The 26,398-nt window shown below is 40.2% G+C and carries 25 protein-coding genes; 3 read left to right on the plus strand and 22 right to left on the minus strand.

All coding sequences use genetic code 11. The features are described 5' to 3' along the window. Positions 1-32 precede the first annotated feature (32 nt). The 5 genes from sirA to yneA all read right to left on the minus strand — a co-directional run bounded on the left by sirA (position 33) and on the right by yneA (position 4,146). Entirely contained in the window at positions 33-479 is a 447-nt protein-coding gene (sirA, locus tag MHH23_RS12280; protein ID WP_007499339.1) for a sporulation inhibitor of replication protein SirA, read from the minus strand. 198 nt (positions 480-677) lie between these two features. Then, positions 678-2,681 carry a transketolase gene (tkt, locus tag MHH23_RS12285; RefSeq protein ID WP_025207397.1) on the minus strand — a complete coding sequence of 668 codons (2,004 nt, stop codon included), beginning with the start codon at positions 2,679-2,681 and terminating at the stop codon, positions 678-680. A 188-nt stretch (positions 2,682-2,869) separates the two neighbouring features. Then, positions 2,870-3,100, minus strand: coding sequence for a DUF896 domain-containing protein (locus MHH23_RS12290; RefSeq protein ID WP_039167715.1), 231 nt, complete (start codon positions 3,098-3,100; stop codon positions 2,870-2,872). Between the two features lie 69 nt (positions 3,101-3,169). Then, a complete protein-coding gene (locus tag MHH23_RS12295) occupies positions 3,170-3,817 on the minus strand; it encodes a YneB family resolvase-like protein (RefSeq protein WP_017359583.1) in 648 nt (215 codons plus the stop codon). A 17-nt stretch (positions 3,818-3,834) separates the two neighbouring features. After that, a complete protein-coding gene (gene yneA / locus MHH23_RS12300; protein WP_007499348.1) occupies positions 3,835-4,146 on the minus strand; it encodes a cell division suppressor protein YneA in 312 nt (103 codons plus the stop codon). Between the two features lie 159 nt (positions 4,147-4,305). Here yneA and lexA point away from each other — a divergent pair, with 159 nt between their 5' ends. Beyond that, a complete protein-coding gene (lexA, locus tag MHH23_RS12305) occupies positions 4,306-4,926 on the plus strand; it encodes a transcriptional repressor LexA (RefSeq protein WP_007499350.1) in 621 nt (206 codons plus the stop codon). Positions 4,927-4,973: 47 nt separating this feature from the next. On the opposite strand, the gene MHH23_RS12310 is transcribed toward lexA, so the two are convergent. Further along, positions 4,974-5,417 (minus strand): hypothetical protein, encoded by a 444-nt coding sequence (locus MHH23_RS12310; protein ID WP_008343821.1) that lies wholly within the window; start codon positions 5,415-5,417, stop codon positions 4,974-4,976. 296 nt (positions 5,418-5,713) lie between these two features. Here MHH23_RS12310 and MHH23_RS12315 point away from each other — a divergent pair, with 296 nt between their 5' ends. Then, positions 5,714-6,256 carry an IseA DL-endopeptidase inhibitor family protein gene (locus MHH23_RS12315; RefSeq protein WP_017359584.1) on the plus strand — a complete coding sequence of 181 codons (543 nt, stop codon included), beginning with the start codon at positions 5,714-5,716 and terminating at the stop codon, positions 6,254-6,256. A 32-nt stretch (positions 6,257-6,288) separates the two neighbouring features. Here MHH23_RS12315 and MHH23_RS12320 read toward each other — a convergent pair whose 3' ends face one another. From MHH23_RS12320 to MHH23_RS12355, 8 genes are all read right to left on the minus strand, one after another. After that, positions 6,289-7,137: an STAS domain-containing protein gene (locus MHH23_RS12320; protein ID WP_017359585.1), complete on the minus strand. Its 849-nt coding sequence runs from the start codon at positions 7,135-7,137 to the stop codon at positions 6,289-6,291. 143 nt (positions 7,138-7,280) lie between these two features. Then, positions 7,281-7,661 (minus strand): NucA/NucB deoxyribonuclease domain-containing protein, encoded by a 381-nt coding sequence (locus tag MHH23_RS12325; protein WP_223255631.1) that lies wholly within the window; start codon positions 7,659-7,661, stop codon positions 7,281-7,283. A gap of 227 nt (positions 7,662-7,888) precedes the next feature. Beyond that, entirely contained in the window at positions 7,889-9,883 is a 1,995-nt protein-coding gene (locus tag MHH23_RS12330) for a glycosyltransferase family 39 protein (RefSeq protein WP_340959579.1), read from the minus strand. A 145-nt stretch (positions 9,884-10,028) separates the two neighbouring features. Next, positions 10,029-10,937, minus strand: coding sequence for a trypsin-like serine peptidase (locus MHH23_RS12335; RefSeq protein WP_268431576.1), 909 nt, complete (start codon positions 10,935-10,937; stop codon positions 10,029-10,031). Positions 10,938-11,182: 245 nt separating this feature from the next. Beyond that, positions 11,183-14,326, minus strand: a complete 3,144-nt coding sequence (locus MHH23_RS12340; RefSeq protein ID WP_340959580.1) for a bifunctional cytochrome P450/NADPH--P450 reductase — start codon at positions 14,324-14,326, stop codon at positions 11,183-11,185. A gap of 21 nt (positions 14,327-14,347) precedes the next feature. Next, entirely contained in the window at positions 14,348-14,929 is a 582-nt protein-coding gene (locus tag MHH23_RS12345) for a TetR/AcrR family transcriptional regulator (RefSeq protein WP_058213736.1), read from the minus strand. A 228-nt stretch (positions 14,930-15,157) separates the two neighbouring features. Then, positions 15,158-15,868, minus strand: a complete 711-nt coding sequence (locus MHH23_RS12350; protein ID WP_340959581.1) for a DUF421 domain-containing protein — start codon at positions 15,866-15,868, stop codon at positions 15,158-15,160. 64 nt (positions 15,869-15,932) lie between these two features. Further along, positions 15,933-18,149: an RNA ligase gene (locus tag MHH23_RS12355; RefSeq protein ID WP_340959583.1), complete on the minus strand. Its 2,217-nt coding sequence runs from the start codon at positions 18,147-18,149 to the stop codon at positions 15,933-15,935. Positions 18,150-18,256: 107 nt separating this feature from the next. Between MHH23_RS12355 and MHH23_RS12360 the strand changes: the two genes are divergently transcribed. Beyond that, positions 18,257-18,412 (plus strand): hypothetical protein, encoded by a 156-nt coding sequence (locus MHH23_RS12360; protein WP_268363533.1) that lies wholly within the window; start codon positions 18,257-18,259, stop codon positions 18,410-18,412. A 49-nt stretch (positions 18,413-18,461) separates the two neighbouring features. Here the strand turns inward: MHH23_RS12360 and MHH23_RS12365 are convergent, their stop codons facing one another. From MHH23_RS12365 to MHH23_RS12400, 8 genes are all read right to left on the minus strand, one after another. Next, positions 18,462-19,370 (minus strand): DMT family transporter, encoded by a 909-nt coding sequence (locus tag MHH23_RS12365; protein WP_340959585.1) that lies wholly within the window; start codon positions 19,368-19,370, stop codon positions 18,462-18,464. 132 nt (positions 19,371-19,502) lie between these two features. Next, on the minus strand, positions 19,503-20,225 hold the full coding sequence (locus MHH23_RS12370; protein ID WP_110487535.1) for a LutC/YkgG family protein: 723 nt from the start codon (positions 20,223-20,225) through the stop codon (positions 19,503-19,505). Then, entirely contained in the window at positions 20,222-21,646 is a 1,425-nt protein-coding gene (locus MHH23_RS12375; RefSeq protein WP_340959586.1) for a LutB/LldF family L-lactate oxidation iron-sulfur protein, read from the minus strand. Before MHH23_RS12375 ends, MHH23_RS12370 begins: the two co-directional genes overlap by 4 nt. Positions 21,647-21,667: 21 nt before the next feature. Then, a complete protein-coding gene (locus MHH23_RS12380; protein WP_007499377.1) occupies positions 21,668-22,384 on the minus strand; it encodes a (Fe-S)-binding protein in 717 nt (238 codons plus the stop codon). Between the two features lie 247 nt (positions 22,385-22,631). Further along, positions 22,632-24,170, minus strand: a complete 1,539-nt coding sequence (locus MHH23_RS12385) for a M48 family metalloprotease (protein WP_340959587.1) — start codon at positions 24,168-24,170, stop codon at positions 22,632-22,634. A gap of 284 nt (positions 24,171-24,454) precedes the next feature. Beyond that, complete coding sequence (locus MHH23_RS12390; RefSeq protein WP_340959588.1) at positions 24,455-25,306, minus strand: SDR family oxidoreductase; 852 nt, start codon at positions 25,304-25,306, stop codon at positions 24,455-24,457. Positions 25,307-25,440: 134 nt separating this feature from the next. Then, complete coding sequence (locus tag MHH23_RS12395) at positions 25,441-25,854, minus strand: Rrf2 family transcriptional regulator (protein WP_041507230.1); 414 nt, start codon at positions 25,852-25,854, stop codon at positions 25,441-25,443. Positions 25,855-25,902: 48 nt separating this feature from the next. Continuing rightward, positions 25,903-26,376 (minus strand): VOC family protein, encoded by a 474-nt coding sequence (locus tag MHH23_RS12400; RefSeq protein WP_340959589.1) that lies wholly within the window; start codon positions 26,374-26,376, stop codon positions 25,903-25,905. Positions 26,377-26,398: the final 22 nt, after the last annotated feature.

The raw sequence follows: 26,398 nt of genomic DNA on the forward strand, positions 1-26,398 counted from the left end.
TTATACAACATTTCACGTTCAATTTTATTTTTTTAAACAAAATTCCTCACTTTTACCGGATTGAGCCAACCGTGCTTCTTTGATCCAAAGTCCATAGCCAGGAAACAAGGACTAATTTTTCTGAGTACTTCAAAAAACACCGCTTCTGCCTCATAACTGCCTGTGGCAGACATTTGAATGTAACGGTCTTTTATAATGAATGCGGCTGTGCCTTTTCCATCTGGCAGCGATGCACTGTATATTGAGCCTATTTGTGTATAGTGAATGTTGGTTAAATTGTTCATTAAACGCTGGTGCATATGAAAAGCAGGGATTCGTTTCGTTACATAATCCACTTGCTTAACAAGCATGACTAATTCGTCATCACTGCGGTTCGTCCAGTGTAACGATTCAAACAAATGAAACAAGATAGATTCTCTACCAAAATAATGATGAGCAAACTCATCCTCAATCCAATAAATATAATAATGGCGTTCCATGTCTATCCCTTCCTTTCACATTTCGTCAATCTCGCTTATTGCTTGTATTATACAAAAATGTGAAAGAAAGAATTGTCTATATATGAAGCAAGAAGAAACTAGTTTTGTCAAAAAAACAAGAAAAAAGAAAAAAGTTTGCAGAGCATAGTGAAAAGCTCTGCAAACCGACTGCAAAAAAGCATGATGCTTGGAGACTGATTATTTATTTAGCTTTGCCTTTACGCGGCTCACCACGTTGCTGACAGTGAAACCGTATTTTTCAATAATGGTTTCGCCTGGTGCAGAAGCGCCAAATTTATCAATCGCAATCACATCGCCATCAAGGCCAGTGTAACGTTCCCAGCCAAGTGAAGCACCCATTTCGATTGCAACACGTGCTCTCACTGCTTTAGGAAGAACGGACTCTTTGTATTCGTCTGACTGCTCATCAAAGCGATCCCATGCAGGTAAGCTCACGACAGAAACGCGAATGCCTTCTTTTTCAAGTGCTTTTTGCGCTTCAATGGCTAAACCTACTTCAGATCCTGAAGCAAGTAGAAGAGCTTCTGGCTGTGCATCAGCTGCTTCAACGACGACATATCCACCTTTTTCTACGCCTTCATACGCCTTCTCTGGTGATTGATCAATCGTTGGAAGGTTTTGACGAGTAAGAACAAGCGCTGTCGGTTTATTCGTTGAAGATACAGCAATTTTCCATGCTGCAGCTGTTTCGTTTCCATCAGCTGGACGAATCACAGAAAGGTTAGGCATCGCACGTAATGAAGCGAGCTGTTCAACTGGCTCATGCGTTGGTCCATCTTCCCCAACCGCAATGCTGTCATGCGTAAATACATAAGTGACAGGAAGTCCCATCAATGCAGCAAGACGAATGGCAGGTCTTAAATAGTCTGAGAAAACAAAGAATGTTCCGCCGAATACACGAAGTCCGCCGTGAAGTGCCATACCGTTTAATGCTGCACCCATTGCGAATTCTCTCACACCAAACCAAATGTTTCTGCCAGCGTAATTCTCTCTGCCAAAGTCAGTTGTATCTTTGATTGTTGTTTTATTTGATCCAGCAAGGTCAGCAGACCCGCCAATAAAGAATGGTACTTGTTTTGCAATGCCATTTAATACTTCTCCAGAAGAAGCACGAGAGGCAAGGCTTGAACCTGCTTCATAAACAGGAACCTCTTGATCCCAATTCTCAGGAAGTTTTCCTTCAATCGCAAGCTTCAGCTGAGCTGCTAGTTCTGGATATTCTTTTTCATATTGCTCAAACAGTTCATTCCACGCTGCTTCTTTTTTCTGTCCAGCGTCTTTAACAGCTGTTTTGAAATGATCGTACACTTCAGAAGGTACATGGAAATCTTCTTCAAACGTCCAAGAATAAGCTTCCTTCGTTAGCTTCGCTTCCTCACTGCCAAGCGGTGCACCGTGCACCCCAGACGTTCCCGCACGGTTTGGAGATCCGAAACCGATTGTCGTCTTCACTTCAATAAGTGTAGGTTTGTCTGTACTTTGTTTGGCTTTTTCAATGGCAGCCGTCACTTCGTCAATGTTATTGCCGTCTTTTACATAAAGAACTTCCCAATTCATCGCTTCAAAACGATTCTTCACATTTTCAGAGAAAGAACGATCGAGGTCGCCATCTAAAGAAATGTCATTTGAATCATAAAGAACAATTAAACGGCCTAAGCCTAAATGACCAGCAAGTGAAGCAGCTTCAGAGGAAATGCCCTCCATTAAGTCTCCATCTCCGCAAATGCTGTATGTATAGTGATCCACAACATTAAAGTTATCTTTGTTATACGTTTCTGCAAGATGTCTTTCTGCAAGTGCCATTCCAACAGCCATCGCAATCCCTTGTCCTAAAGGACCTGTTGTCGCATCTACACCCTCTGTATGTCCAAACTCAGGATGTCCAGGTGTTTTGCTTCCCCATTGGCGGAATTGTTTTAAATCTTCGATGCTCAGATTGTATCCGCTTAAATGAAGCATGCTATATAAAAGCATAGAGCCATGTCCCGCAGATAACACAAAACGGTCTCTGTTAAACCAATTTGGATTTTGCGGACTTACGTTTAAGTGATTCGTCCATAAAGCGTATGCCATTGGTGCAGCGCCCATCGGCATTCCAGGGTGACCGGAATTCGCTTTTTCAATTGCGTCTATGGAGAGAGTACGTATTGTTGCAATAGATTTCAATTCAATCGTTTCCATATAAATCCCCTTCCGTATCTTGTGTACACCATTATCATAAATCTACTGTCCTTTTTTCACAACTATTTCACGCCGAAAAAGAAGGATTTTGTCACATTTAGTTTATCGATCACCTAAAAACTTATGCAAATATGAAAAAAGATGAGAATATTCCTCCCATCTTTTCAAAAATAAAGAAATGATGACCTTTAATGAAGATTCTGGTCTCTTTCTCTTTTTAATTTTTCTGGTGTGACATCGTTTCCTTCTGGATCGACGATTTTCACGGTTTTGAGTGTATTTTTCATAGAAGAACGAAAAGCCTTTAAATATTCCTCTCTTAATTGCTTCTGTTCTGTTTTCTCAGCGTCCGACAAACCGGTCTCTTTCGACTTTTTTGAAAGCTCATTGATTCTTGCAAGCTGTTCTTTAGAAATCATGACAAACTCCTTTAAAACATTTTCTCTACATACTACTAAATATCAGTCATTTTTACAACATATCACGCTTTAAGTCGCAAGCCCTTTTTCATATTCTTGGTACCTTCTATGGACGGTTGCTTTTGAAATGTCAAAACCAAGTGCCTGCAATGTCACTGCAATTTCAGCGAATGTCATGTTGTTTTTTCTTAATCGAACAATTTCAGAAATCGGTACTTCAATACGTTCGCGGCCAGGCGCCTGTTCTTGGTGTTTTAAATTTAGTTCGGGTTGATACCCTCGCTCAACAGCTTTTTTCATCCCACGCTTAATTTTCAAATTATGAATTTTACGCTGATACTCTTCTACAACGCCTACAATTTCAATGACCATCTCGTCTGCTTCTGAAAGCTCAAGCTCTCCTCTATGAAATACGCTGTACACCTTGACTTTTTCTTTAAACAGACAATGAAGAAGAGCGATTTTCGCCTGCCCTCTTCCAAGGCGTGTCTCATCTTGAATGAGAACAGCATCGATTTCTTCCTCTTTCAGCGCAGCCAGCATGTCAAAAACACCGTCACGATCAAGATCGTATCCACTCGCTTTTTCTTTAATCACTTTGACTACATTCATCTTGTGCGCTGCAGCTAAAGCAAGCAGTTCTTCTTCTTGTCTTTTAAGCGAGGTTTCTTGCTCTTCTTTGGCAGTACTTACTCTCGCATAAATGATTGCATTCATGTCTTCAATCGACCTTTCTACTGTACTGTTGCAAGTTGATATACGACTGGATGCTCTTTTTTAACTGGAATTACAAGGATATCTCCCGGCTGGATGTCAGTTGAAGCGAGATCATTGTGTTCAGTTACCCAGTCAATAAAAGCATTTTTATCGATTGATTTACTGTCGTTTACTTGATCAGCTAATCCCCAAAGAGTATCACCTGATTGAACCTCTATTTTAACATATTGATTTGGATCATTATGGCTAGTGACTGCAATAAGTGAGAGAAATATGCCAACGATGAATGAGAATAGCCCAATAAAAATAATAGATTCCTTTAACCTCATAATGTCATCTCTCCTAATAGAATGTGTGTTCGTTCTTTCTGACACTCATTATAAATACGAACAAACGTTTCTGTCAAACGTTTTTTTCGAACCTATGTTTGTACTGTTAGGAAAAACATGCTATAATTTCTTTAAAATTGACGTTTTGAGGTGCAAAAGATGACGAAGCTATCAAAAAGACAACTCGATATCCTGAAATTCATAAAAGAAGAAGTAAAAAGCAAGGGTTATCCCCCATCCGTTCGTGAAATTGGCGAAGCTGTCGGTCTAGCATCAAGTTCAACTGTCCATGGACATTTAGCTAGACTAGAAACGAAAGGTTTAATTAGAAGAGATCCAACGAAACCTAGAGCGATCGAAGTACTAGATGAAGAGGAAATGAATATTCCAAAGAGCGCTGTAATGAATGTTCCAGTCATCGGAAAAGTCACAGCAGGCTTGCCTATCACGGCTGTTGAGAATGTAGAAGAATATTTCCCACTTCCAGAAACTTTTGCAGCGCCAGATGAACAAGTATTTATGCTTGAAATTATGGGAGAAAGTATGATTGATGCAGGTATTTTGGACAAAGACTACGTCATTGTGCGTCAGCAAAGCACTGCCAACAATGGAGATATTGTGGTGGCTATGACAGAAGAAGATGAAGCAACAGTGAAACGTTTTTATAAGGAAGATACACACTTTAGATTACAGCCCGAGAATCCATCAATGGAACCGATTATTTTACAGAATGTGAGTATACTAGGTAAAGTGATTGGCGTATTTAGAAATATTCATTAAAAAAAGCCGGTATTTCATCAATTGCTGATGAGAGCCGGCTTTTTCTTTTATGAACAAGAATATGCAAGAATACTAGAGCTTGGGAACGAGCCAAATGTAAAGTTCGGCCATATGAAACCCGTTGTACGGCCAAAAGGCTGCGAGGAAAGAACATACATGAGAAATACTTGACCGTTTCTAAGGAACACAATGGTCCACCTTCTATTACATCCAGCTGCAAATTGAACCGTTTGCTGGCTTCCGCCTACACTCTGCCCTGCAATGAGCGGCTGCATACTTTGAGGCTGAGAAACTGCTTGTTGATATTGCGAGATGATATGCTGCGGCGGGGCTGGCGGGACCGACTGTCCTCCTGCACCTTGCCCTTGCCCAGTCCCTCCGAATGGCAAGCCGGGAAATCCTCCAACTTGAGAAATAGGAAACGCTGGCATGCTTTGTACCTGCCGATCGTACAAGTATCCATTCCACGTACCTTCATATGGATTATACATACTAAACACCACTTTCTTAGACATTCATCACGACAGTATATGTCATACATAAAAAAAGAGTGTTGAGGAGACAAATAGAAATCTTTCCAAAAGACGTTTTATTCTTCTTTAGAACGGTTAAATACTAATGAGGAAGAAAAAAATAAAAAAATGAAAACTTTTTGTCTCCCTCAAACGTTATATAGATAGAAAGAAAAGAAATAAAAAACATTTAGATTTAATACTTGTAATATCTCTGTAACTATTGTAACATTTGTAACATAAGAAGTTTTCATTGAGAAAAGGAGGCAATCGCCTTGAAAAAATTATTTGTTTTATTAACCGCTATTATGCTTATGATCTCATTACAAACAACAACACTGGCCGCTTCCAAAAAATCAGCCGCTTTGACAAATAAAGAAGCGTTACATATTGCCCTTGATGCAAGAGAACACTTTTGGAGTGCGATGTCAGGCTACAACATTAAAGAGCATTCAGATTACAAATTAAAATCATTTACTTATAAAGATATGACTTACAACTACCTGTCTAAAACATTTGACACAAAGAAAAAACTAAACAGCTATCTATCTCAAGTTTTCACAAAAGATGCCATTACTCACGGTTTAAAAGACTATCAGTTCATCGTTCATAAAGGAAAAATGGCTGTGCCAGTTGGTGACGGAGACAATATGCTTAATTGGGATAAGGCAACACCTAAACTCGTCTCTAAGAAAAGTACAATCCGCACATACGAATTCACAGTTCCAACACTTGATGGACGCAAAGTAAAACGTACTGTCACTTTCGAGAAAGTACAAAACGAGTGGAAAGTAACAAAAATTGACGCTGTGATCTAAATAAAAACCAGGCCGTTCACTAGGCCTGGTTTTTATATGGATGAAAATTCAGTCATACGATCTAAAGCGTGAGCAAGTGATGAAGCCGTTTGAAATTCATTAAAAGGAAGTCCAAGCTGTACAGCCGTTTGAGCAATTTCTGGTCTAATGCCTGAAATGGTCGTATCAACCCCAATTAACCGAAGTGACGTGACAAGATCAAAGATTTGATGTGCTACCATCGTATCAATGATGACGACACCTGATAAATCAATACATAAATGTTGAACACCTTTTTGCGAACACTGTTTTAATGTATTTTCTAAGATAATCTTTGCTCGCGCAGTGTCAATATCTCCAACTAAAGGCAATAAGGCAACATGACTTTTTAACACAATGACTGGGGAACTCAGCTCATAAATCATGTCTCTTTGTGCAACGAGTTTTTTGGTGGTATTTTTCACATATTGCTGAATAAAGACATGAATTGAAATGTTAAATGCCTCAGATATCAAATCATACCAATAAAATATTCGGTCAATGTCAATATCACCTTGATGCTGTTTTATAAACTCTTTTAAGTAATGAAGAACCACCCTTTGATTGGACATATATTCTCTCACGACGTAATCTAATGGTGTGTTCAAGTGCTTCGGATCACTTGCTAAGTCTTCAGACCATTTTTTAAATTTCGTATGTAAATACGTCTTGTCTTCAATAAGTGCGCGGATAAAATGCTGATAATAATCTTGATTTTGCCGTTTAAGCTCTGCTATGATGCTGGAATCTGTTGAACGATAAATAGATTCTGGATCATCATCCTCAATTGATTCATACCATGTTTCAGTCAGTTTCTCTGCATGTTGCATGAAAAAATCGTATAATGCACGGTTCTTTTCCATAAGCATATGTCCCTTCACATTTTCTACTTGTCAGTCTTTGTACCTGATGGATTGATTGTACCACTGAATCTTTTGTACCTGCTAGCTCGAATACGCTCCTGTTGAACAAAAAGAGCCCCTCTCAAGGAGCCTCTTGTCTATGTTTATTTAACAATAAATAAAATTCGTTTCCCGTCAGGATACCCGCTGATTTGATGCCCGACCCATGAACCAGCGCCTCTATTATCTGATGGACTGACATATTGAACGCTCGCCCCCTTTCCTCCTTCAAGACACACCGCCATCGGCCATTCATCCCGGTCAAAACCAGGTTTTGTGGGAATTCCTTTTAATGATTCTTGCCTGCGGGCATCTGCCCCATTTCGGTCAATGGTACACACGTCTGAGTGCCCTTTTCGAATAGCTTCTTGAATATGACTGCCTGTTTCAGGATACCGTTCCATAGGAAATTGAATCACATGATCATAACGATCTGCTCCTTTTGCGGAACGATCCTCTCCAAAACCACCTAATAACGCACCCATCCAAATGACAAAACAAAGAACGACAGCAGCGATCCAGCCTTTTCTCATCTTCAAAAGCTCGTGACCTCCTCATACTTTTGATGAAATGATGTTGACTTGAAGGGAATGAGTCATTTTTAATGTATGAGTGGCTGAGTGATGACATGTGAAAAACATGAGCTGAATCTTCCTGGATACTGATCCATAAGAAAAAACGAATGATCTCTTCATCATTCGCCTTGTTCTACTTAAGATATTTCATCTACTCTATATAATGTTTCGTTTTGTGAAGACATCTCGGATGGCATCCCCTCTTCAGCTGATGTGGATCGTTTATATTCTTCAGATGAGATGACTGTACCATGTGATTTAATCCAGCTAACCAATTTGCTGTTAGCTGATGACTGATTGTCTGGTAATAAAAAGTATTTCACCTTTCCTTGTTGAATAAGTGCTTTTAATTTGTTGACAGTCAAAATAGGATCTGTCCCATTAAAACCGCCTAAAGCCATGACATTCTCATCTTCATCAATGATATATGGCGCTGCGGTAACAGTCGTAAGCGTTGCAAATAAATACGTTTCACCTGTTTGATGAGCCTTTAAATAAGTGAGTAAGCCTTGATCGACACTAGATGTAAACATGTTCCCACCTCGTGAACTAGCCAGCTGTACACCTGCCTCTGGAAGAACAGCATTTCCACCATATATGATTGGGGTGGCGGACCAAAAACCTGGAAACAGTAACAGCGTTGTCAAAGCAGTGATGAGCAGTCGTTTCATGATCAATTGTTTTTCTCTGTACATCAGCAATAGGATAGCGATACTTGTTCCCGCAATCGCAATGGCATACATCCAAATACTACTGATTTGAGTCGTATAGTTACTCAAAATATACCCTTGGAAGATGGCTGTAACAGCGATTGCTGCTAGAAGCAAATACGCAGATACTCCTTTGTTTGCCTTAAATAACTCTCCCATCTTCTTAGCTCCTATGCCGCATAGTGCTGCAATAGGCGGGGCAAGCATAATGAGATAGTAATGGTGAAAGAAACCCGCAATACTAAAGAATCCGGCAGCAGGAATCAACCATGCTGTCCAAAACATCGTTTGTTTCCATTCATTTAATTGAGCTTTTCTCTCCTTCCACCAGCTGATGATCATCCCTAAAAGCCCAAACAAAGCAAACGGCAACATCCAGCTGATTTGACCTGACAATGCAGATTGAAATAAACGAAATATACCGGGATTCCCAGTGCCATACATATTCATACTTTGTTGACCTACAGCACTTCCAGGCGGAGAACCACTACCTGAACCATGTTGAGGTGGCATCATTTGATTTTGGGATGGAGGCGGCTGATTTCTGTTTGACTGATCCTCTGACGAATTCCCTAATCCAGAATTGTCTGGCATCATCATACCTGCTTGCTGGTTCATGTCACCAAAGGATTTCCCTGTCGTCTGACCAAGCAGCCGTTCCGTGCCGTTATACCCAAAGGCAAGTTCTAACACTGAATTTGTTTGGCTGCTTCCCACATAAGGGCGCACACTTTCAGCTGTCATATCTACAGCAACTGCCCACGATAGAGATAAGCAGACTAATACGACGATCGAGCATAAGAGAGAGAAAATTTTCTTTTTTAACGGTACGCGAGCAGCAATGAAATAGTAGAAAATAAATGCTGGAACGACCATAAACGCTTGCAGCATCTTCATATTAAATCCTACCGCTACCAAAGCGAAGGCCATAAGAAGCCAGCGCATCTTTCCGCTTTTTACAGCACGCATTAAGAAATACGTACCCGCAAGTAATGTGAAGACGAGCATACTGTCGATATTGTTTGTTCTGCTTACAGCTGCGGCAATTGGCGTGAGAGCCATAACGGCCGCTGACACCCTTGCAGCACCTTGACCGAAAGCCGGTTTTATCATGAGATAAAGAAGAAGAACAGACCCCACTCCAGCAAGTGCCTGCGGCAATATCACACTCCATGTATGAAAGCCAAAAATAAGTGCACTGATGGTTTGAATCCATAAAACGACGGGTGGTTTATCAATTGATACGAATCCAGCTGCATCAAACGAGGCATAAAAAAAGTGATGGAAGCTTTTGGACATACTTTTGACTGCAGCTAAATAATATTGATTGGCACTGTCGTTCTGCCAAATTTGATAAGTGTAGAGAAAAGCTGCAATCAATAAAATCAACAACAATATCATATCTATTTTTTTATTTTTCACTCATATCTCTTCTTTCTTTTTCATTTATTTCATTCAGCATAGCTTGTAAATATGAAATAGTGATGAACAAAAAAAGAAACTTTTCTGCATTTACGATAAAAAAAGCCTGTCCCCTGTAAAGGAAACAAGCTGATTGTTCTATTTTTTATTGCGCCTTCGCATAGTTGATAAATTCAACAAAGGCAGCAGTCGCTTTTGGTCCGCCGTTGATCGTTCCGTTTGAATAACCCGCATTATGGACCCCGACGATTTGTTGGTTCTGATCTAGCATCGCAGAGCCAGAGTTTCCGCTAAATGTATCGATCGTATAGTATGCGAGATTCGTATCTTCTCTCGTGACTGGACCTGACATTTCCCATTGTGACACTTTGCCAGTCGATCTCATTTTATCACCTGGATATCCAGAAATTTTAATCGTTGTACCTGTTAGATTTGTCACTTGACGAATAGAGCGATAGCCGACCGTATTTCCAATGTTCGTATCTGTTTTAATGACGGCAAAATCATATTGACTCGCCCCCGTGTTGATATATCCGCTTGGTACATAGAATTCGGTCATGTTTGCTGAGCCGTTCACAGCCGTGCTGTCATTCATGCCTGGGTAGACAGACCCTTTTACACTATAGCTTCTTGTGGCTGTATTGTAGACGCAGTGTCCGTTTGTCAATATTTTGTTTGGAGCAATGAGTGTTCCGGTGCAGCTAGACCCACCAAATGTAATATAAGCAATAGAGCTGTAGGGTGCTACTCTTGTATTCGTCACTTTTGTTCTACCATCGTCTCCAATGACTACTTTTGTTTGAAAGTCTTTTAAATATGTTGTGAGTGGTTTTACTTTTTCGCCAATAGTAGAAGAGAGATCATCCACTTTGTCAAAGGATGAGGGGGTTTTCATATCGTTGTGGAAGTCAGCTGAAGAAATCACCTTTCCGTCAGAAGTCACCATGTCATAATCAGACGTAAGTACTGAATCAGATGCTGCATGGGCAAAACTAGGCACACTTAAAGCACCAAAAACGAGTAGAGAAGGGATTAATTTTTTCACCTTTTTCATCATATTCCTCCTTTATGTCCTATATCAAAAATGATACGATTGTTTCATATTGGAGTAAATGAGAGAATATTCTTATTTTTTACAAAATATTTCATTTGTAAATTAGGTGTTTCGTATCTTCCAAATTTTTATTCTAGCGATCTCTCTATGAAAAAAGAAAAAACCGCCATTTTGGCGGTTTCAAGATTGTTGACGAAGGGCTAAAATGTGATTTATTTTAGCCCTTTGTCTTCTTTTCAACATGATCAGCTCCATACATCTTTTACATATCTGTTGTCATTGGATAAAGATGTCAGCCATTGTTCAGCTGTTTCTTTCGCACACTGTTTCTCAGTCTGATACAGTTCAATAAGTGTTGCCTCGACATCTGGTGCCATGACCTTTCCATCCCCGCAAATATACAGGTAGGCGCCTTTGTCGAGCAATTCAATGAGCTTGGCTCCATCATTTTTAATGAAGTGCTGGACATACACTTTTTGCTCCTCGTAGCGAGAGTAAGCACGGTGGATGGTGACGACTCCTTTTTGTTCTGCAAGCTGCATTTCGTCATAATACAGATCATCTTCATGCGGGTGGCGGCAGCCAAAATAAAGATGGGCTTCACCTAACGACTTCCCTTGATTTTGCCATGCTTCCCTTGCCTGAATGAACCCTCTAAACGGGGCGATACCTGTTCCTGGTCCAATCATGATCATTGGTATTTCAGGAGAAGGCGGCAATTCGAATCCTGCTTGAGCTTCATGAAGGAAGCAGGCCACTTCATCTCCTTCTTGCAGTCCGCATAAATAGTTTGATGCGACGCCTGCGTATTCACCGCGTCCGCTCCATGATTTTCCTTTCACAACAGCTACTGTGATACTAAGCCTCTTTTCATCCACCTTTGGCGAACTGGAGATCGAGTAATAACGAGGCTTCAATCCTGGTAAAAGGGCTAAGAAATGATCAAATGGCAGTTCACATGCTTCGTACTGTTCTAGTAAATCAAGCATGGTCACACGCTTCTTTAATACAGCTTCTTGATAAATGTCTCCCGCCATTTGTTCAAGTTCAATACGATGAGGTGGGCATACCGTATATTTTGCAAGATCTCTTAGCTGAGTACGTGTCACAGGCTCTTGTAGCTCTACATGTGACGCCAGCAATTCTCCGACTTGAATTGGCTGATTTAATGGTAAATGACTTGCTTCTTTTTCCGAAGAGAGTATCATGTGCTGCTCTGAATCCAGCTTAAAACGATCGGTCACTCGCTGAACGAGTGTTGCACTATTTTTTGGCACGATTCCGATATGATCTCCTTCTTTATAGTGCTTGCCTTCAGGTAATTGAAGTTCGATATGCCTTGTTTGGCGGGTACTTTTTTCAGATTGTAATTCTTGATTTTTCAATACAACAGCTGAAAAGGCACCGTATGTTTTAGCAACAGGACGTTCCACTAGCTCATTCGTATATGCAATGGATAGGTTTGGCTTTTCTTGACGTTTCTCCTGCAAGGTTAATTTGAATTCTTTTGCAAGCTCATTGAAGACTGTCTTCTGGAATGTTTCTTTATCTTCATCCATATCACCGCCCGCATCGCCTTCACCAATATCCGTTACACGCTTCGCCCCTTTTCTTTCAAGTGCTTCATCAATCAGACGAGGAATACGCTGATACGTGCTCGCCCAATTTCGATCCCCGCACCCAAAGACTGCAAATGTCACATTTGATAGATCCTGCTCCTCATCCTGCGTTACCCAATCCACAAACTGTTTCGCATGATCAGGCGGATGACCGTTGTATGAAGCCGTTACAATTAAAACTGCGCCTGACTCTGGTAACTTTCGAGTATAATCATCAAGCGGTGCCGTTGTCACGTCAAACCCTTTTGCTTTTCCGTCTTCAGCAAATTCGTTTGCCATCTGCTTTGCTGTGCCCAGATTTGATCCGTACAAGACCAATAGCGGTGTTCCATGACTCGCTATTTTCACTTCAGCAGATGCCGTGCTTTTTGTTGGTTCTTCTTTCGGAGGCGCCATAAAGAATTGCTGCTTTCTTGGCCGCACTTTGATTTTAAAATCATTCGGCTTAATCGTCAGAGATTCTTTTAAATCCAGTTCATACGACGTATGGTCAATCAGTTCAAGGTTGTGCAGAACCATCGCCAAAACCATCGTGGCTTCATGAAGGGCAAATTGCATCCCAATACATGCACGCTGGCCATTTCCGAACGGTTTATAGGCATGCTGTGGAATTTTTTCAGGATGCATAAAACGTTCAGGCTTGAATTCTTCTGCATCCTCCCCCCAAACCGCTTGATCCCGATGTATTTTAGGAAGTAGCACACTGACACTTTGGTTTTTTTTGATCGGATATTTCCCTCCAATGACTGTATCCTCTTTCGCATAAAGAGAGAACGTAGGCGCCGTCGGCCAGAGGCGAAGTGCTTCATTTAAGACCATACGCGTATAACTTAGTTTTTGAACCTGCTTAAATGTCGGCAGTCCGCCTTGTAGCACGTCGTCTGCTTCTTGTACGGCTTTTTTTAATTTGTCTGGATTTTTTAGTAAAAAATAAATCGCAAATGACAACAATCCACTTGTTGTTTCATGACCTGCTATTAAGAAGGTAATGATTTGATAACGGATATTTTCATCTGACAGGCGTTCACCTGTTTCAGGATCCTTTGCATGTAGCATGAGAGAAAGTAAATCATTGCCCGTTTTATCTTGTTTTTTCCGTTCTTGAATAATGTCATCTACTAATTGCTTCATAAAATCAACATCTTGTTCAAATTCTTTTCTTCTTTTGATCATTAATTTATCTGCGACCGGCAATCTACTTGCTTGATCCATCGCTTCATTTAAGCCATTCAGCATGCTTTCAATAAATGGATGTTGATTTTCTTTGTAAAAGCTGTTAAATCGAAAATCAAAACCGCATAGCCCGATCGTATCTAAAGTGAGCTTTGTCATATCCTCTGCTACTTCAATTTCTTCATCACGGCCCGTTCTTTGCCATTTTTGTACAAGCTGTGTGGCAATATCGAGCATCATCTCATGATAGCCCTTCATGGCCTGCTGGCTAAACGCCGGCATCAAGATGTGATGAGCCTTTCTCCAATTCGGCTCTTCTGTCCAACTTGTGAATAACCCATCCCCTGAAAATGTTCTCACTTTATTGAGACTGCTTCCAATGAATTTATCAAAACGCCTCTCATCAAATACTTCTTTGGCAAGTTCATGGCTGGAAACAAAAATACTTGTTGCTTTTGAAAATTCAAACTGAAAGATCGGCCCTAATTCATCTGCCAGCCGCCAAAAGGTTTGAGAAAGCTCTCCTTTTTTGATATGAGGAATATTTTTTAAAGGTCCGTATGTTTTTGGTTTTGGAATGATTGATGTTTGTTGCATGTGCCCACTCCCTTTATTTCTTTATGATGCAACGCTAATGGCACGCCATAAGCATTGCTCAATATCTTCTAAAAATTCAATCGTTGGCTCAATTTCCTCTGCTAGAATCTGTTTATGAAGCTGAACGAACGCTCCAAATACAATGGATAAAATCGTTCTCCCTGAAAGATTTGGATGAATTCCATCCTTTTTGCCTTCTTCAAAAATATGAAATAGCTCATTTAATAGCTGCTGCATCTTCTCTTTACTTGTCTCATCTAAATAGTGTGAGCGTTTGTCAATTTCTAAGAAGTACAGACCACTTGGATTCTCTTTTGTAAAGAGCACTAAGCAGTAAAAGACATGTTTGAAATAAGCCCTGATACTTGCTTTAGGGTCTGGACTGTTTGTATTCACCTTGTCGATAAATGCAATCAGGCTTCGCTGGTATAAAATGTTCACAAGAGCCTCTTTACTATCAAAATAACGATAAATGGTTCCTGCTCCAACATTGGCTCTTTTCGAAATCATCGGCATCGTTGTACCGTCAAAACCCCGTTCAATAAATAAGTCCAGAGAAGCCTTCATAATCTGCTCCTGTTTATCAGTAGTTGCTGCGGGCATTTCATCCTCTCCTTTCGTTTTAATAGGAATGAATGTTCATTCCGCTTGATGTATATTATATTGATATTTTAAATTCTTCTATTTATACTTAAACATACTTATTTTTCTCCGTCACTACATTTTCTGAAAATAATAATAATTGAGAAATGATACCTAGATAGATGACATCCAAACGACTTATAAATATTGGCAGTTCTGTGACGCGCGGGTGTCGTCTGAACTATATGTTCATTCTTGGTCAATTGGAGAATGGATGTGATCGTCATATGTATCAATATATAAACTGCTATTACTTGAACGAACCGCATAAACAATGTCTTTTAAAGACAGCTGCCTTTTTTGAAGTTCTTCATAGATCCACTGCTCCGTTAATTGGTTTTCTTGAAGGTTTTTCAAAATGAGCTTTCCGTCCATAATGACTTCAATGGGCATGTAACGCTCTGCCTGCTTCCACAGGTTAAGATCTTTTCGCGTGACATAATCAAATGAAGGGTATTTTTTCACTGACATATGCCCATCTGTTTCAATCATTGCAAATTCAACTTCACTAATGTCAAACACATTCTTTTCTCTGAGCTGTTGATTTAAATAATCAAGTGTATACCTCATTCCTTTCATATTCTCTTCAAGGATTTTGCCATTTTGAATCACAAGCGTTGGTTTACCGGCCATAAATCCTCTCATCTTCCGGCTTCTTAAAGCAAGTAAAGAAATGACATAAATAATGATCACAAGTGTCACAAAAGAAATGGTTGTGTGATGAAGCGGAAGCGTAGTATTAAACGCCAGGTTCGCCGCAATTGAACCTAGACTGATCGCTGCAATGAAATCAAAAATATTCATTTGCGCAATGGTTTGCTTTCCAAGAAGACGGGCACCGCCGAATAAAATAGCAAAAGCAAATATGGTTCGAAGAATGACTTCAATATGATCTGGCATTTCAGCTTCCACCTTTCGATTTCATGAAAAAAAGCCTTTTCTTTAGAAAAGACTCTTTGTTAGACTATGCATTTATTCCGTCATTATTCAAATGGCCCGCTTCCGTTTGCTCAAATTGTGAACGCAGCTCAATGATTGAGCAGTTTCTCACGTTTACTGGATCTTGCTCGAGCAGCCATGTATAAAATCTTGCTTGCTCTGCTGTTTGCAAAGCCTGCATATATTTTTGGGTGGAGCGCTTATCTGCAACACGCTGTTTAATGGATCGCATTTGCTTCCAAAATTGATAATAAGGAAGCTTTAACTTGGTCATAAAGCCGCTGTTATCCTCAATGACATAGCCTTCTTCTTTGATTGTGTCATCATGTGATACAGATTGATACCATTTATAGAAAGAGGTCCAATCATGAAACACTGCCACTTGCTGTTTGCACCGCATGCCAAGCTGTTCACTGAGCCTTTTCACTTCAGCAAATGGTTCTTTTTCATAGCTCAGCTGACGCTTCACGATATCAAGTAAAATGAGTTGATCATGATCATATGTGATAATATGCGGGTCTTTCTCTGACAAAATGACTTCAAATACAAGGGATACATGGTTGTCGCGTACATATGATTTGATGTAATCGACCTGCACATCGTCAAAGGTCGCATAAAATAGCTCTTCGACCCAAGCAGCATGCTGATTTTGCTTCACATGTGACGTATACGATTTGGACGTAAACACCAGTTCATCTTTTATGTCGTTAAACCCAACCGTACCTAAGTATCCATTTGCTTTATCATAGACCGTCACAGGAAATTGAAGATGATTCACTAGATGCTGCATTCTGGTTTCAGGACGTTCATCAATATTAAAGAACTTATTATAACTTCTAGACACAATCTGTTTTGAAGTCATATTGATAAACAACCCTCTTGCTTTGACATTTATTTCATCCCATTGTCTTTCACTAAATGCTTTTTTGGTGAAATTAAAAGATGAAATATCGTGTGGCAGCTTTAATTCCTGTACATATTCATGCTGATCTAAATGGGCTAAAAAATCATCCAGCGTCAAATTGGGCTGAACAAAGACCGGTTGCTTGTTTTCAGAAGCTCTGTAGACAGGATTGTCAATTTCATGTGTCTCAATCCCGCCTGCTGTGATTTTTAACACACGCAGCTGTCCGCCAAATTCAACCTGACCTTCGAGATTATAAGATCTTTCCGCCGCTTGGATAGGCAGTCTATATAAATTGCGATGACCATGAATTTGAATGATATCTAATCCAGAAGTGTTTTGGACAAATAAGTGGTCAATGTCATCTGAATATTCACCTACTCCGTGAATAAGCTGCTGCGATGAGACATGCAGAAGCTCTTCTGGCAAATGAGCAAGCCCACCATGGGTGACAAGAAATGTCTGACCATGATACGTAAAATAGGTGAGCTGATGAAATGTTCTGACAAACTTCCTTAACTCTTTTAGGTCAAAACCTGCTTCCGCAATTTCAGGCGCAGTATGACGGTTAAACATATTACTTCTCACTTTTTCTTCATGTGCATATTTGTAAAGATGCTGATCATGATTTCCTTCAATGACGATCACATTGCGGCATTCTCTATGTGCCAGCATCCATTCTAAAACTTCCTTGTTTTCTATTCCTCTATCAAGCAAATCACCTGCAAAGATATAAAGCTCGTTTTCTTTCAAGTCTCCTTGCAAATAAGTATTTAGAGCTGTGTAACAGCCATGAATATCACCGAATACGTGAATGGCCTCATACTGATCAAAAGATCTGGGCTGATAAGTCATAATAGCTGGATATTCCTCAGGCGTCAAAACGGTTACCCATGAAGGCACCTTCTCTGTCTTTAACCGTTCATTCATTTGATATAACACAGATTCCTTCACTACTTTGTGCGGCTCTCGACCGCGATTTTGCAGCAGAGATGTTTCAAGAGGCACTTGCGTAAAATCGACGACATACACTCTATAGCGGTATGTAGTAGCTAATGATTTATACTGCGAAATGGACTTACTTGTGACATGTGTTGCATCAATGACAGTAAAGTCTCCTCGTTCCATTCGGGCTGTGAGGAGTTCAAATAATAAAGACCAGACTTTATGATCATGTTTGCTTGAAATTTCCGGTTTCCCATTGACTGATAACTGCGGAGGCTGGGTTAACAGACGGATCTGATCCGCTGATAATGTAAATGGTTCTAAGCCTTGTTCTTTGATCCAAGTTGATTTACCTGCACCTGGGAGACCTCGTAAAAGGACTAAAGTTCTCATAATGGTTCTCCTTTAATGAATGATATTTTACCTATTATAGATAAATTATGGATAAATCTCAATCTTTTATTGATTATGGTAATATATAGATATAAGGAGGGTTACACATGCCTAATGAAGCGAATACTGCATTCAACATTGGGGATATCGCATTTCAAGTATTTTCTCTTCTATTCATTGCATTGATCGTGACCATCGTTGTCATCGCGATTCGAATGATAAGAAGAAAACAAGTGGAATTGAAGAAAGTCGAGGCTAGATGAAACAAAGTAATTGAAAAAAATCATTTAAAAGAGTAAAAAAATCCGGGAGTTAACCGGATTTTTTTGTTTTCACCACGATTCCTTGTCGCTGCTGCATCAAAAAGAAAAAGACACCTAAAAGGACAAGTAGACCACCGAACATTTGTAGCAGCGTGACTTTCTCTCCAAGCAGTAAAACAGCGAGTATCGTTGCCCCAACAGGTTCGCCTAGAATACTCATTGAAATAGTTGTCGCATTCACATAGGTTAACAGCCAGTTGTTAATGACATGGGACATGGTAGGGATAATGGCGAGCAGTAAGAAAATCCCCCATTCTTTACCCGAATAGCCTACAAAAGGCGTTTGCTGTATAAGGTTAAATAAAATTAAAAAAAGGCCGGCAAAACCAAATACACAAAAACTATAAATCCAATGAGATATCTTTCTCACAGCTTGTTGACCGATTAATAAATAACAAACAACAGCGATTACACTGAAAAAGGATAAAATGTCTCCTATAATGGCGTCTTGACTATGGCCGACATCCCCCCATCCGATCATGAGCGCACCAACAATCGCCGCACACATTGTGAAAATGGCTGACTTCGTTGTTCTTTCACGAAAAATGAGAAATCCGCCTAATAATGACACCATCGGCTGAAGTGCAATGATGATTGTAGAGCTCGCCACTGTGGTGAGCTTCAATGAGCCGAACCACAAAACAAAATGGAGCCCTAAAAAGAAACCTGACATACATAAGAAAAACCAGTCTCTCCGCTTTAACGAGACAAACTCTTTTTGACGCGGCAGAATAAACGGAAGCATCAAAACCGCCGCAAATATCATTCGATACATACTTAAAATAGCAGCAGGCGCACTTGACCACTTCACAATAATGGCCGAAAACGAAAGCGCAATGATTGAGATCACAAGCGGCACCGCAATCGACTTCTTTGGAGCATTTGTCTTCATTTCCATTAGCAGCTTCCTTTACATCAGCAGTAGATGAGCTTCTCATCTTGTATGACGTCATCTTACTATGACTATTCGCCTAGAGGCAAGATGAATTTTAAGAATGTTTACATAAAAAAGGCTTTCTTCACGAAAGCCTCATTCATCATCTATTAATACATAAACAGCCCGCACCGGCCCATGAACACCAACCACTAAATTCATTTCAATATCGGCAGAATTACTTGGACCTGATATAAAATGAATGGCGCCTTTCGTCTGCTCTCCTTCTTCTACTAGGCGATGAAGAGCTGAAACAGCATGAATCATCCGCGGGACAATTGTGCTTTTTTCAATACATACGATATACATCATCGGTAAAAAATGAAGTGCTCTCCCTTGACCTTGATGGGAGGAAAGAACAACCGTTCCGGATTCTGCAAGTGTGTAATCGCTGAATACCACTGCATATTTCGCTTGTTCTGCCTGCCTTATATTTTCTTCTCTTGATGTATCTGCATTCCAGCTAGTGACTGAGATTCCTTCTTTCTGCAAGGCTTGAAACATAGGATGACATTTATATTGTGCAAAACGTCTATCGCTCGAAGTCATCACAGGACCTTCTCCATACTCTTTCATCAATAATCGTAACGTTGAGGGTGCTTCTTTTGGCGTTGTTTCTACCACTCTCGTATGAATTTGCTGACATTGCACCTTCAATTGCTCTATCAATTCTTCTTTCGATAGACCTTCATTTGTTTCCCAATTGACTCGATGCTTCCAAACCGGACGCCGAATAGATGCAGGCTTGGAGGAGCTTTTGCCTAATTGTTGCTGGATATGTGCTAAAAATGGATCTCGATGAGAAATGGTTCCTTTCATTGCCGCTCCTCCTTTTGTTTCTTTTTAAACCAATCCCGAAACCTTTCTTTGCTTGGCGCTGGGAGGTCACGAATTTCTGTCCAATTCTTTAAAGGACCCGCACCTTTTGAAATCTGTCCGTTTGAAGCCATACGTTTCAAGAGCACAGGGGCTGCTTTTGTTCCAAATCGATACATTCTAGGAGTGGATGCGCCCATTCCGAACATTTTCATTGCCATCATTTCCGCTTTAGGCGCTCTCCCCTCTTTTTCAACGATGACTTGTCGATGTTTGATTAATAATTCGTGAAGTGGAATTTTCACTGGACAAGCATCTGTACAGGCTGCGCATAAACTTGAGGCGAAAGGAAGCTCTTGGTAGTCGTCATATCCTCCAAGTAGCGGCGAAAGAACAGCGCCAATCGGACCCGGGTAAATTGAACCGTACGAATGACCGCCAACATGCCGGTAAACGGGGCACACATTGATACAGGCTGCACACCGAATACATTGCAAAACTGGCTGAAATTCCGTCCCTAATATATTTGACCGTCCGTTATCCACAATGACCAAATGAAACTCTTCTGGTCCATCTACCTCTCCTTCTCCTTTTGGTCCCATGACAGAGATATAGCTTGTTAACTTTTGACCGACTGCGCTTCTGCACAATAGACCGACAAGGACATCGAGCTCCTCCATCGTTGGTACAAGCCGCTCCATCCCCATGACTGCGATATGTGTCTTTGGAATGGACGTGACAAGATCCGCATTCCCTTCATTCGTCACAAGACAAATCGATCCTGTGTCAGCCACAGCAAAGTTACAGCCCGTCACACCAATATCTGCTTCAAGAAATTTTTCTCGTAACAAAGCTCTTACAAATTTGGTCATTTCTTCAGGAGTCTCTGACATATCATATCCAAGCTTTTCGTGAAAAACTTCCCGTATTTGTTCTTTCGTCATATGAAGGGCTGGTGCCACGATATGTGAAGGTGGTTCATGGTCATCAACTTGAAGAATATATTCTCCAAGATCGCTTTCAACTACCTCGCAGCCAATCTCTTTTAGCGCTTCATTCATTTCAATTTCTTCTGTGACCATTGATTTTGATTTCACGATCTTTTTTGCTGCTTTTTTTTGTGCTACATCTTGGATGTACGCCGATGCCTCTTCCTTTGTTTTTGCAAAAAACACATGACCTCCACGTCTACTCACGCTCTCACTTAATTGATATAAGTAGTCATCAAGATGGGCAAGTGTATGCTGCCTGATGTCCTCTCCAAGTTCACGCCACTTTTCCCAGTTTCCAAGCTCTTCACTTGCAGTCATCCGCCTTTTATACAGACGCTCCTGTGCAGAAGAAACAGCTCCTCTCATCACAGCGTCTTCTAATCCTTCGCCGATCCGCTCTTTAAAAGCCTTCTCTCCAATTTTCATACTCATGTGCCGTTCCCCCTCTTAGCTTCAGCGGCTATTCAACACTTCTGCGATATGCATCACTTTAACTGGCTTATGAAGACGATTCAGCCTTCCTCCGATATTCAGTAGACATCCACAGTCAGCACCGATGATATATTCAGCGCCTGCCTCCTCTATGCTTTGTACTTTTTCATCGACCATCTGCTCAGAAATGGGTGTCATTTTGATTGAAAAAGTTCCTCCAAATCCGCAGCAATTTTCAGCGCGAGGCAATGGTTCCATCACCAAATCTTTGACATTTGACAACAGTGTGAAAGGCGCTTCCTTAATTCTAAGCAGTCTCGTCATATGGCAGGAGGTATGATAGGTGGCTTTTCCTTTCAAACTCGCACCTACATCTGTTACATGTAATATATCAACAATAAATTCCGTTAATTCATATGTTTTCGCAGCAAGTGCCTGAGCACGGGCGAACCACGCTCGGTCTTCTTTAAAAAGGTGCGGATATTCTAAAAACATGGCCTTACAAGAACCTGATGGTGTGACGACATATTCAGCTGATTCAAAGGCTTTCATCATATTTTTGGCCGCTTTGATTGTTTCTTTTGTATAGCCGCTGTTAAAGGCAGGCTGCCCGCAACATACTTGTGCTTCAGGGAATTCTACTTCAACACCGAGCCGCTCTAATACCTCAACAGTCGCCTTTCCTACATGTGGCTGCATCGTGTCAATTAAACAGGTGACAAATAAACTGACTCTCATCGGCGAACTTCCTTTCTTTTGCTGCACCTTGATTTATGTCTGGTCATCTGATGACTAAATAATGGACCTTCATTTCATTTTAATCCCAAATTTCTGAAATTTCAACGAACGGATTTGTTTAAAATTTGGATATCGTGCTTGTGAAGGTACATGAAAAAAACGCCCTTTTTACAGGGCGTTTGAGAACATTCATGTTTTTATTTCTTCATACTACCGAAGGAAGTGTCGTCATTCACACAAACCGCCTTCACTTCATGATTTTCTTTATGTGATGAATTCGTTTTTCAAAAGAAGGATGACTTTCACGCCATTCAGATTTTCTTTCATCATCTCCATCTTCTTCAATCAAATGACTTAATTTTATCAAAGTATTGAGATATAGAGTTTGATTCTCAAGATGGTGAACAGCAAAGCGATCCGCCTGAATCTCAAATAACCGACTCATTTTCTTTGGCAGCCACTCCGTCATAAATATCATGATCAATATCCCTGCTGGGAACAACAAAATATATTGCCACCAACCATTGGCAAGCATCACCTGTCTGGCATAATACATACTGATTCCCATAAGTAAGGTGACAATCATAGTGAGGTAAATGGTGAAATGCGCATGTTTTAATTTTACATGTCCCATTTCATGGAATAAGATCGCACGAATTTCCTCTGTATCAAACTTATCTAATAACCCTTCCGTCACATATAGATTGACTTTTCTTCTAAATGGAAGTTGAAATGAATATATCCAGGCATTCACATCATGTCGTGAGTCTTTTTTTACCCATATTTTTACCTTTTGGTTCGTTTGATGCTCAATATCTGTGCAAATATTTATGAATTCGTCCGTCCGTAAGACTTCATACTTATTTATCATTTTTTGAATGAACGAGTAACCCATAATAAATAAGATGACTAGGGCGAAATACCAAGCACAAAATAGAAAAAGATGATCCATAACCTTCGCTTGAAACGCCAAAGGCATGACTAAATAAGAGCCGAAATATATCAAGGATAATGTGATAGCACCAAATAAAACGGCTTGCTCCCTAACGTTCAGGAAGAATGAATTTCCTAAAGTGTCTTCATTTTCTCCTAAAACATCAGAAGAATCTTTTGTCATAAACTCAAATGAATAAGCTGTCAATAAGACTGACAGGAAACTAGGCACAAGTATAGAGAGAATCATACTCAACACATAAGATCCTGTAACTGATAGTACATATCCCATTAAAAAATAATAATTTAATCCCAAGGGAAGAAAAATGGCTAGAACAAAGGGAATGAATAATGTGAATAGGTTTTTCATCGATTCATGAAGGTTAAAAAGGAAAAATAACAAAGCGGGCAAAAGAATTCCCATTAAAGTCATGAATGTAACAAATGTGATGCTATACTTAAAGTTTGTGTTGATCTTAGTTGTTTCTGTTAGATTCGTTAGATTGTATGTAGAAAAGAAGGGATTTTGCGTTTCCTGTTCCATCATGATCGTATCATCATGGATAGGTACAAAACCTTTTCTTAGAAAAACCAATGCCTTATCATTCATTATTTTGTCTGTTTCAATCATACTGATTCCATTCGCAGATGGGATCTGTGTGAGATTTATGTTCTTTCCACTTAATTGAAGGGATGCTTCTGAAGGGCCATTGAAAGAACCGTCTTGATAGGTTAATAAAACGTCACCCTGATATAGCGAATGAGCAACGAATACTTTTGGGTTGCTCTCTTTGTTCGAATCAAGTAAAACAAATGGTGAAACAATGGCTGAACGAAAACCGAGTTCAATCATAATGACGATGATTGTGATCATACTGGCAGTCAAATAAGAGAGGAAGGCTTTGCGTAACATGTCATCACATCCTGCTGTTTAATAGGATTAAAACAAAATGAATATCTTGAATAATGTATTTCATAATAAAGTAAGCATCATTCATTTGCTGGAATCATCTCATAAAATTCTAACATCTACATACAAGAATATGTACGACAAAATGGACATTACACCTATTTTTTCAAAATAACGGATCAACAAGGATAGAAAAAACGCCCTTTTTACAGGGCGATTTGACATGTTTAATTTGACATCATTTCTCGTATTCTATCTTCAATAGGTGTTAAAGAACGGCCTAATAGTTTTTCGAAATCTTGGCTTTCAACTGCCAATGCCCCATCGCGAATTCCGCTTTGCATCGCTTTGACAAATGGAACAGCTTCTTTCGGTACACCATTTGACGCTAAAAATTCTCCAAATGTATCTACATCCATGTGTTCTACTTTGATTTCTTTCCCGCTCACTTTGCTGACCATTTGTGCAAGTTCAGTGTGTGTGCGAAGCGGTCCTGACAATTCATAGATTTCCTGATCATGTGCCGGCAGTGTTAATGCATTTGCTGCTGCTTCTGCATAGTCATTTCTTGTTGCCCAGCCGACTTTACCTTCACCAATTGGGCTAATAAACGGCGCTCCGTTGACTGATGCCAGAATCGTATCTTTTTCATTTTCCACATACCAATTGTTTCTTAGAAAAACATGAGGTATGCCTGAGGCCAAAATTGCTTCTTCTGTTTTTGCATGGTCATGTGCTAGGTTAAGCTGACTTTCTCTTGCATTGACAACACTTGTATAAGCAATAAATGACACATTCGCTGCTTTCGCTGCTTCGATGGCATTTAGATGCTGCTTCACTCGTTCTCCATCCCCAGACGAAATGATCAAAAGACGGTCAATCCCTTGAAACGCTGATTGAAGTTTATCCGGCTGTGTGAAGTCTCCTTTGCGCACATCCACCCCAGCTTCCTTCAAATGTACTGCTTTTTGCGGATCTCGAACACTGACCGCCAATTGTTCAGCTGGTACTTTTGCGAGCAAATGTTTCACGACGAGCGATCCAAGTTGTCCTGTTGCACCTGTCACTAATAATGTCATTGATTTGACCTCCTCATTTTTCGTTCAACGGTGATGTTCCTGAATGAAACAGCTTGTTTCTTACATCAGAGCATTCGTTATAATCAAAATGATTACAACGAAGGGGTAAAAAAAGCTCTATGTATGAGCTTTTTCTACTCCGCCTCGATTAATAATTGCTTAATTGTCACTTGTTTTAGGCGATGCTCAAGTGCAGACTGTGCTTCTTTGAGTTCTTTCCGCAGTCTCGTATCCATGGCTTGACCAATTCGACACGCAATGACTGGTTGATGAAAATTAAACAACTCTTCATCTTCGATTACATCCACAGCCCGGTACACATCTAGTAGAGTAATGTCCTCTGCCGGCCTTTTTAAGGAAGCACCGCCAACTCCTCGGCGAATCTCAATGAGATCCGCCTTTTTGAGCATAGCCATCATTTTTCTGATAATGACTGGATTTGAATTGACACTTTCTGCAATAAAATCCCCTGTGCACTCTTTTGAAACACCCGCAATAAAAGATAAGATATGAACAGCAATGGTATACCTGCTGCTAATTTGTTTCACATTCCTTCACCACCGTTGTAATCAATATAGTTACAATGAGCGGTTTTGTCAATCAATAAACGGATTTTTCTTTCTTTCCCAATCTTCAAATGTCATCATCCCATGATTTTCTCCTGCATCAATTTCTAGCGGTGCAATACATTCAAGCAGATTTCCATCGGGATCAAGAAAATAAATGGCGGCATGAAATTGTGGTGGATTATCAAGTACTAAAGGCTGTTGCTCTTCCGAAAAGCCAAACATCGGATGTATGCTGATCCCTTTTTCTATCAGCCATTCTTTGATCTGGTCAAGGCTGGATGTTTCTATTTGGAAGGCCACATGTCGCGTCGCTGGGTGATATGGAACAGTGGACATATCAACCTTCCAAAGGCCGAGCCAGCTCTTTCCTTTCTCAATCCATAAAAAGGCCACTCGTTCATTTTCATGAGCAAGCGTTAATTCCAATTTTTCAAAAAAAGAAATGGATGCCTTCAAATCACTCACAGGTAAATGTGCTTCATACAAGCCTTTCATCATCATTTCAATCACTCCTTTACTATCT

Origin of the sequence: Bacillus sp. FSL K6-3458 (assembly GCF_038005045.1) — a bacterium.
Taxonomy (GTDB): Bacteria; Bacillota; Bacilli; order Bacillales; family Bacillaceae; genus Bacillus; species Bacillus altitudinis.

Bases quoted from the DNA above. Each gene is read 5' to 3' on its own strand.
- MHH23_RS12335 (WP_268431576.1), bottom strand. From the start codon at position 10,937: ATGAAAAAGGTGAAAAAATTAATCCCTTCTCTACTCGTTTTTGGTGCT.
- MHH23_RS12345 (WP_058213736.1), bottom strand. From the start codon at position 14,929: ATGCCCGCAGCAACTACTGATAAACAGGAGCAGATTATGAAGGCTTCT.
- MHH23_RS12355 (WP_340959583.1), bottom strand. From the start codon at position 18,149: ATGAGAACTTTAGTCCTTTTACGAGGTCTCCCAGGTGCAGGTAAATCA.
- sirA (WP_007499339.1), bottom strand. From the start codon at position 479: ATGGAACGCCATTATTATATTTATTGGATTGAGGATGAGTTTGCTCAT.
- MHH23_RS12325 (WP_223255631.1), bottom strand. From the start codon at position 7,661: ATGGGTGCGTTATTAGGTGGTTTTGGAGAGGATCGTTCCGCAAAAGGA.
- MHH23_RS12370 (WP_110487535.1), bottom strand. From the start codon at position 20,225: ATGAAAGGAACCATTTCTCATCGAGATCCATTTTTAGCACATATCCAG.
- MHH23_RS12295 (WP_017359583.1), bottom strand. From the start codon at position 3,817: ATGAATGCAATCATTTATGCGAGAGTAAGTACTGCCAAAGAAGAGCAA.
- MHH23_RS12340 (WP_340959580.1), bottom strand. From the start codon at position 14,326: ATGCAACAAACATCAATCATTCCAAAACCAAAAACATACGGACCTTTA.
- tkt (WP_025207397.1), bottom strand. From the start codon at position 2,681: ATGGAAACGATTGAATTGAAATCTATTGCAACAATACGTACTCTCTCC.
- MHH23_RS12350 (WP_340959581.1), bottom strand. From the start codon at position 15,868: ATGCCAGATCATATTGAAGTCATTCTTCGAACCATATTTGCTTTTGCT.
- lexA (WP_007499350.1), top strand. From the start codon at position 4,306: ATGACGAAGCTATCAAAAAGACAACTCGATATCCTGAAATTCATAAAA.
- MHH23_RS12365 (WP_340959585.1), bottom strand. From the start codon at position 19,370: ATGGAAATGAAGACAAATGCTCCAAAGAAGTCGATTGCGGTGCCGCTT.
- MHH23_RS12390 (WP_340959588.1), bottom strand. From the start codon at position 25,306: ATGACATTATTAGTGACAGGTGCAACAGGACAACTTGGATCGCTCGTC.
- MHH23_RS12400 (WP_340959589.1), bottom strand. From the start codon at position 26,376: ATGATGATGAAAGGCTTGTATGAAGCACATTTACCTGTGAGTGATTTG.
- MHH23_RS12360 (WP_268363533.1), top strand. From the start codon at position 18,257: ATGCCTAATGAAGCGAATACTGCATTCAACATTGGGGATATCGCATTT.
- MHH23_RS12310 (WP_008343821.1), bottom strand. From the start codon at position 5,417: ATGTATAATCCATATGAAGGTACGTGGAATGGATACTTGTACGATCGG.
- MHH23_RS12320 (WP_017359585.1), bottom strand. From the start codon at position 7,137: ATGGAAAAGAACCGTGCATTATACGATTTTTTCATGCAACATGCAGAG.
- MHH23_RS12290 (WP_039167715.1), bottom strand. From the start codon at position 3,100: ATGATTTCTAAAGAACAGCTTGCAAGAATCAATGAGCTTTCAAAAAAG.
- MHH23_RS12380 (WP_007499377.1), bottom strand. From the start codon at position 22,384: ATGAGAGTCAGTTTATTTGTCACCTGTTTAATTGACACGATGCAGCCA.
- yneA (WP_007499348.1), bottom strand. From the start codon at position 4,146: ATGAGGTTAAAGGAATCTATTATTTTTATTGGGCTATTCTCATTCATC.
- MHH23_RS12375 (WP_340959586.1), bottom strand. From the start codon at position 21,646: ATGAGTATGAAAATTGGAGAGAAGGCTTTTAAAGAGCGGATCGGCGAA.
- MHH23_RS12385 (WP_340959587.1), bottom strand. From the start codon at position 24,170: ATGATTGAACTCGGTTTTCGTTCAGCCATTGTTTCACCATTTGTTTTA.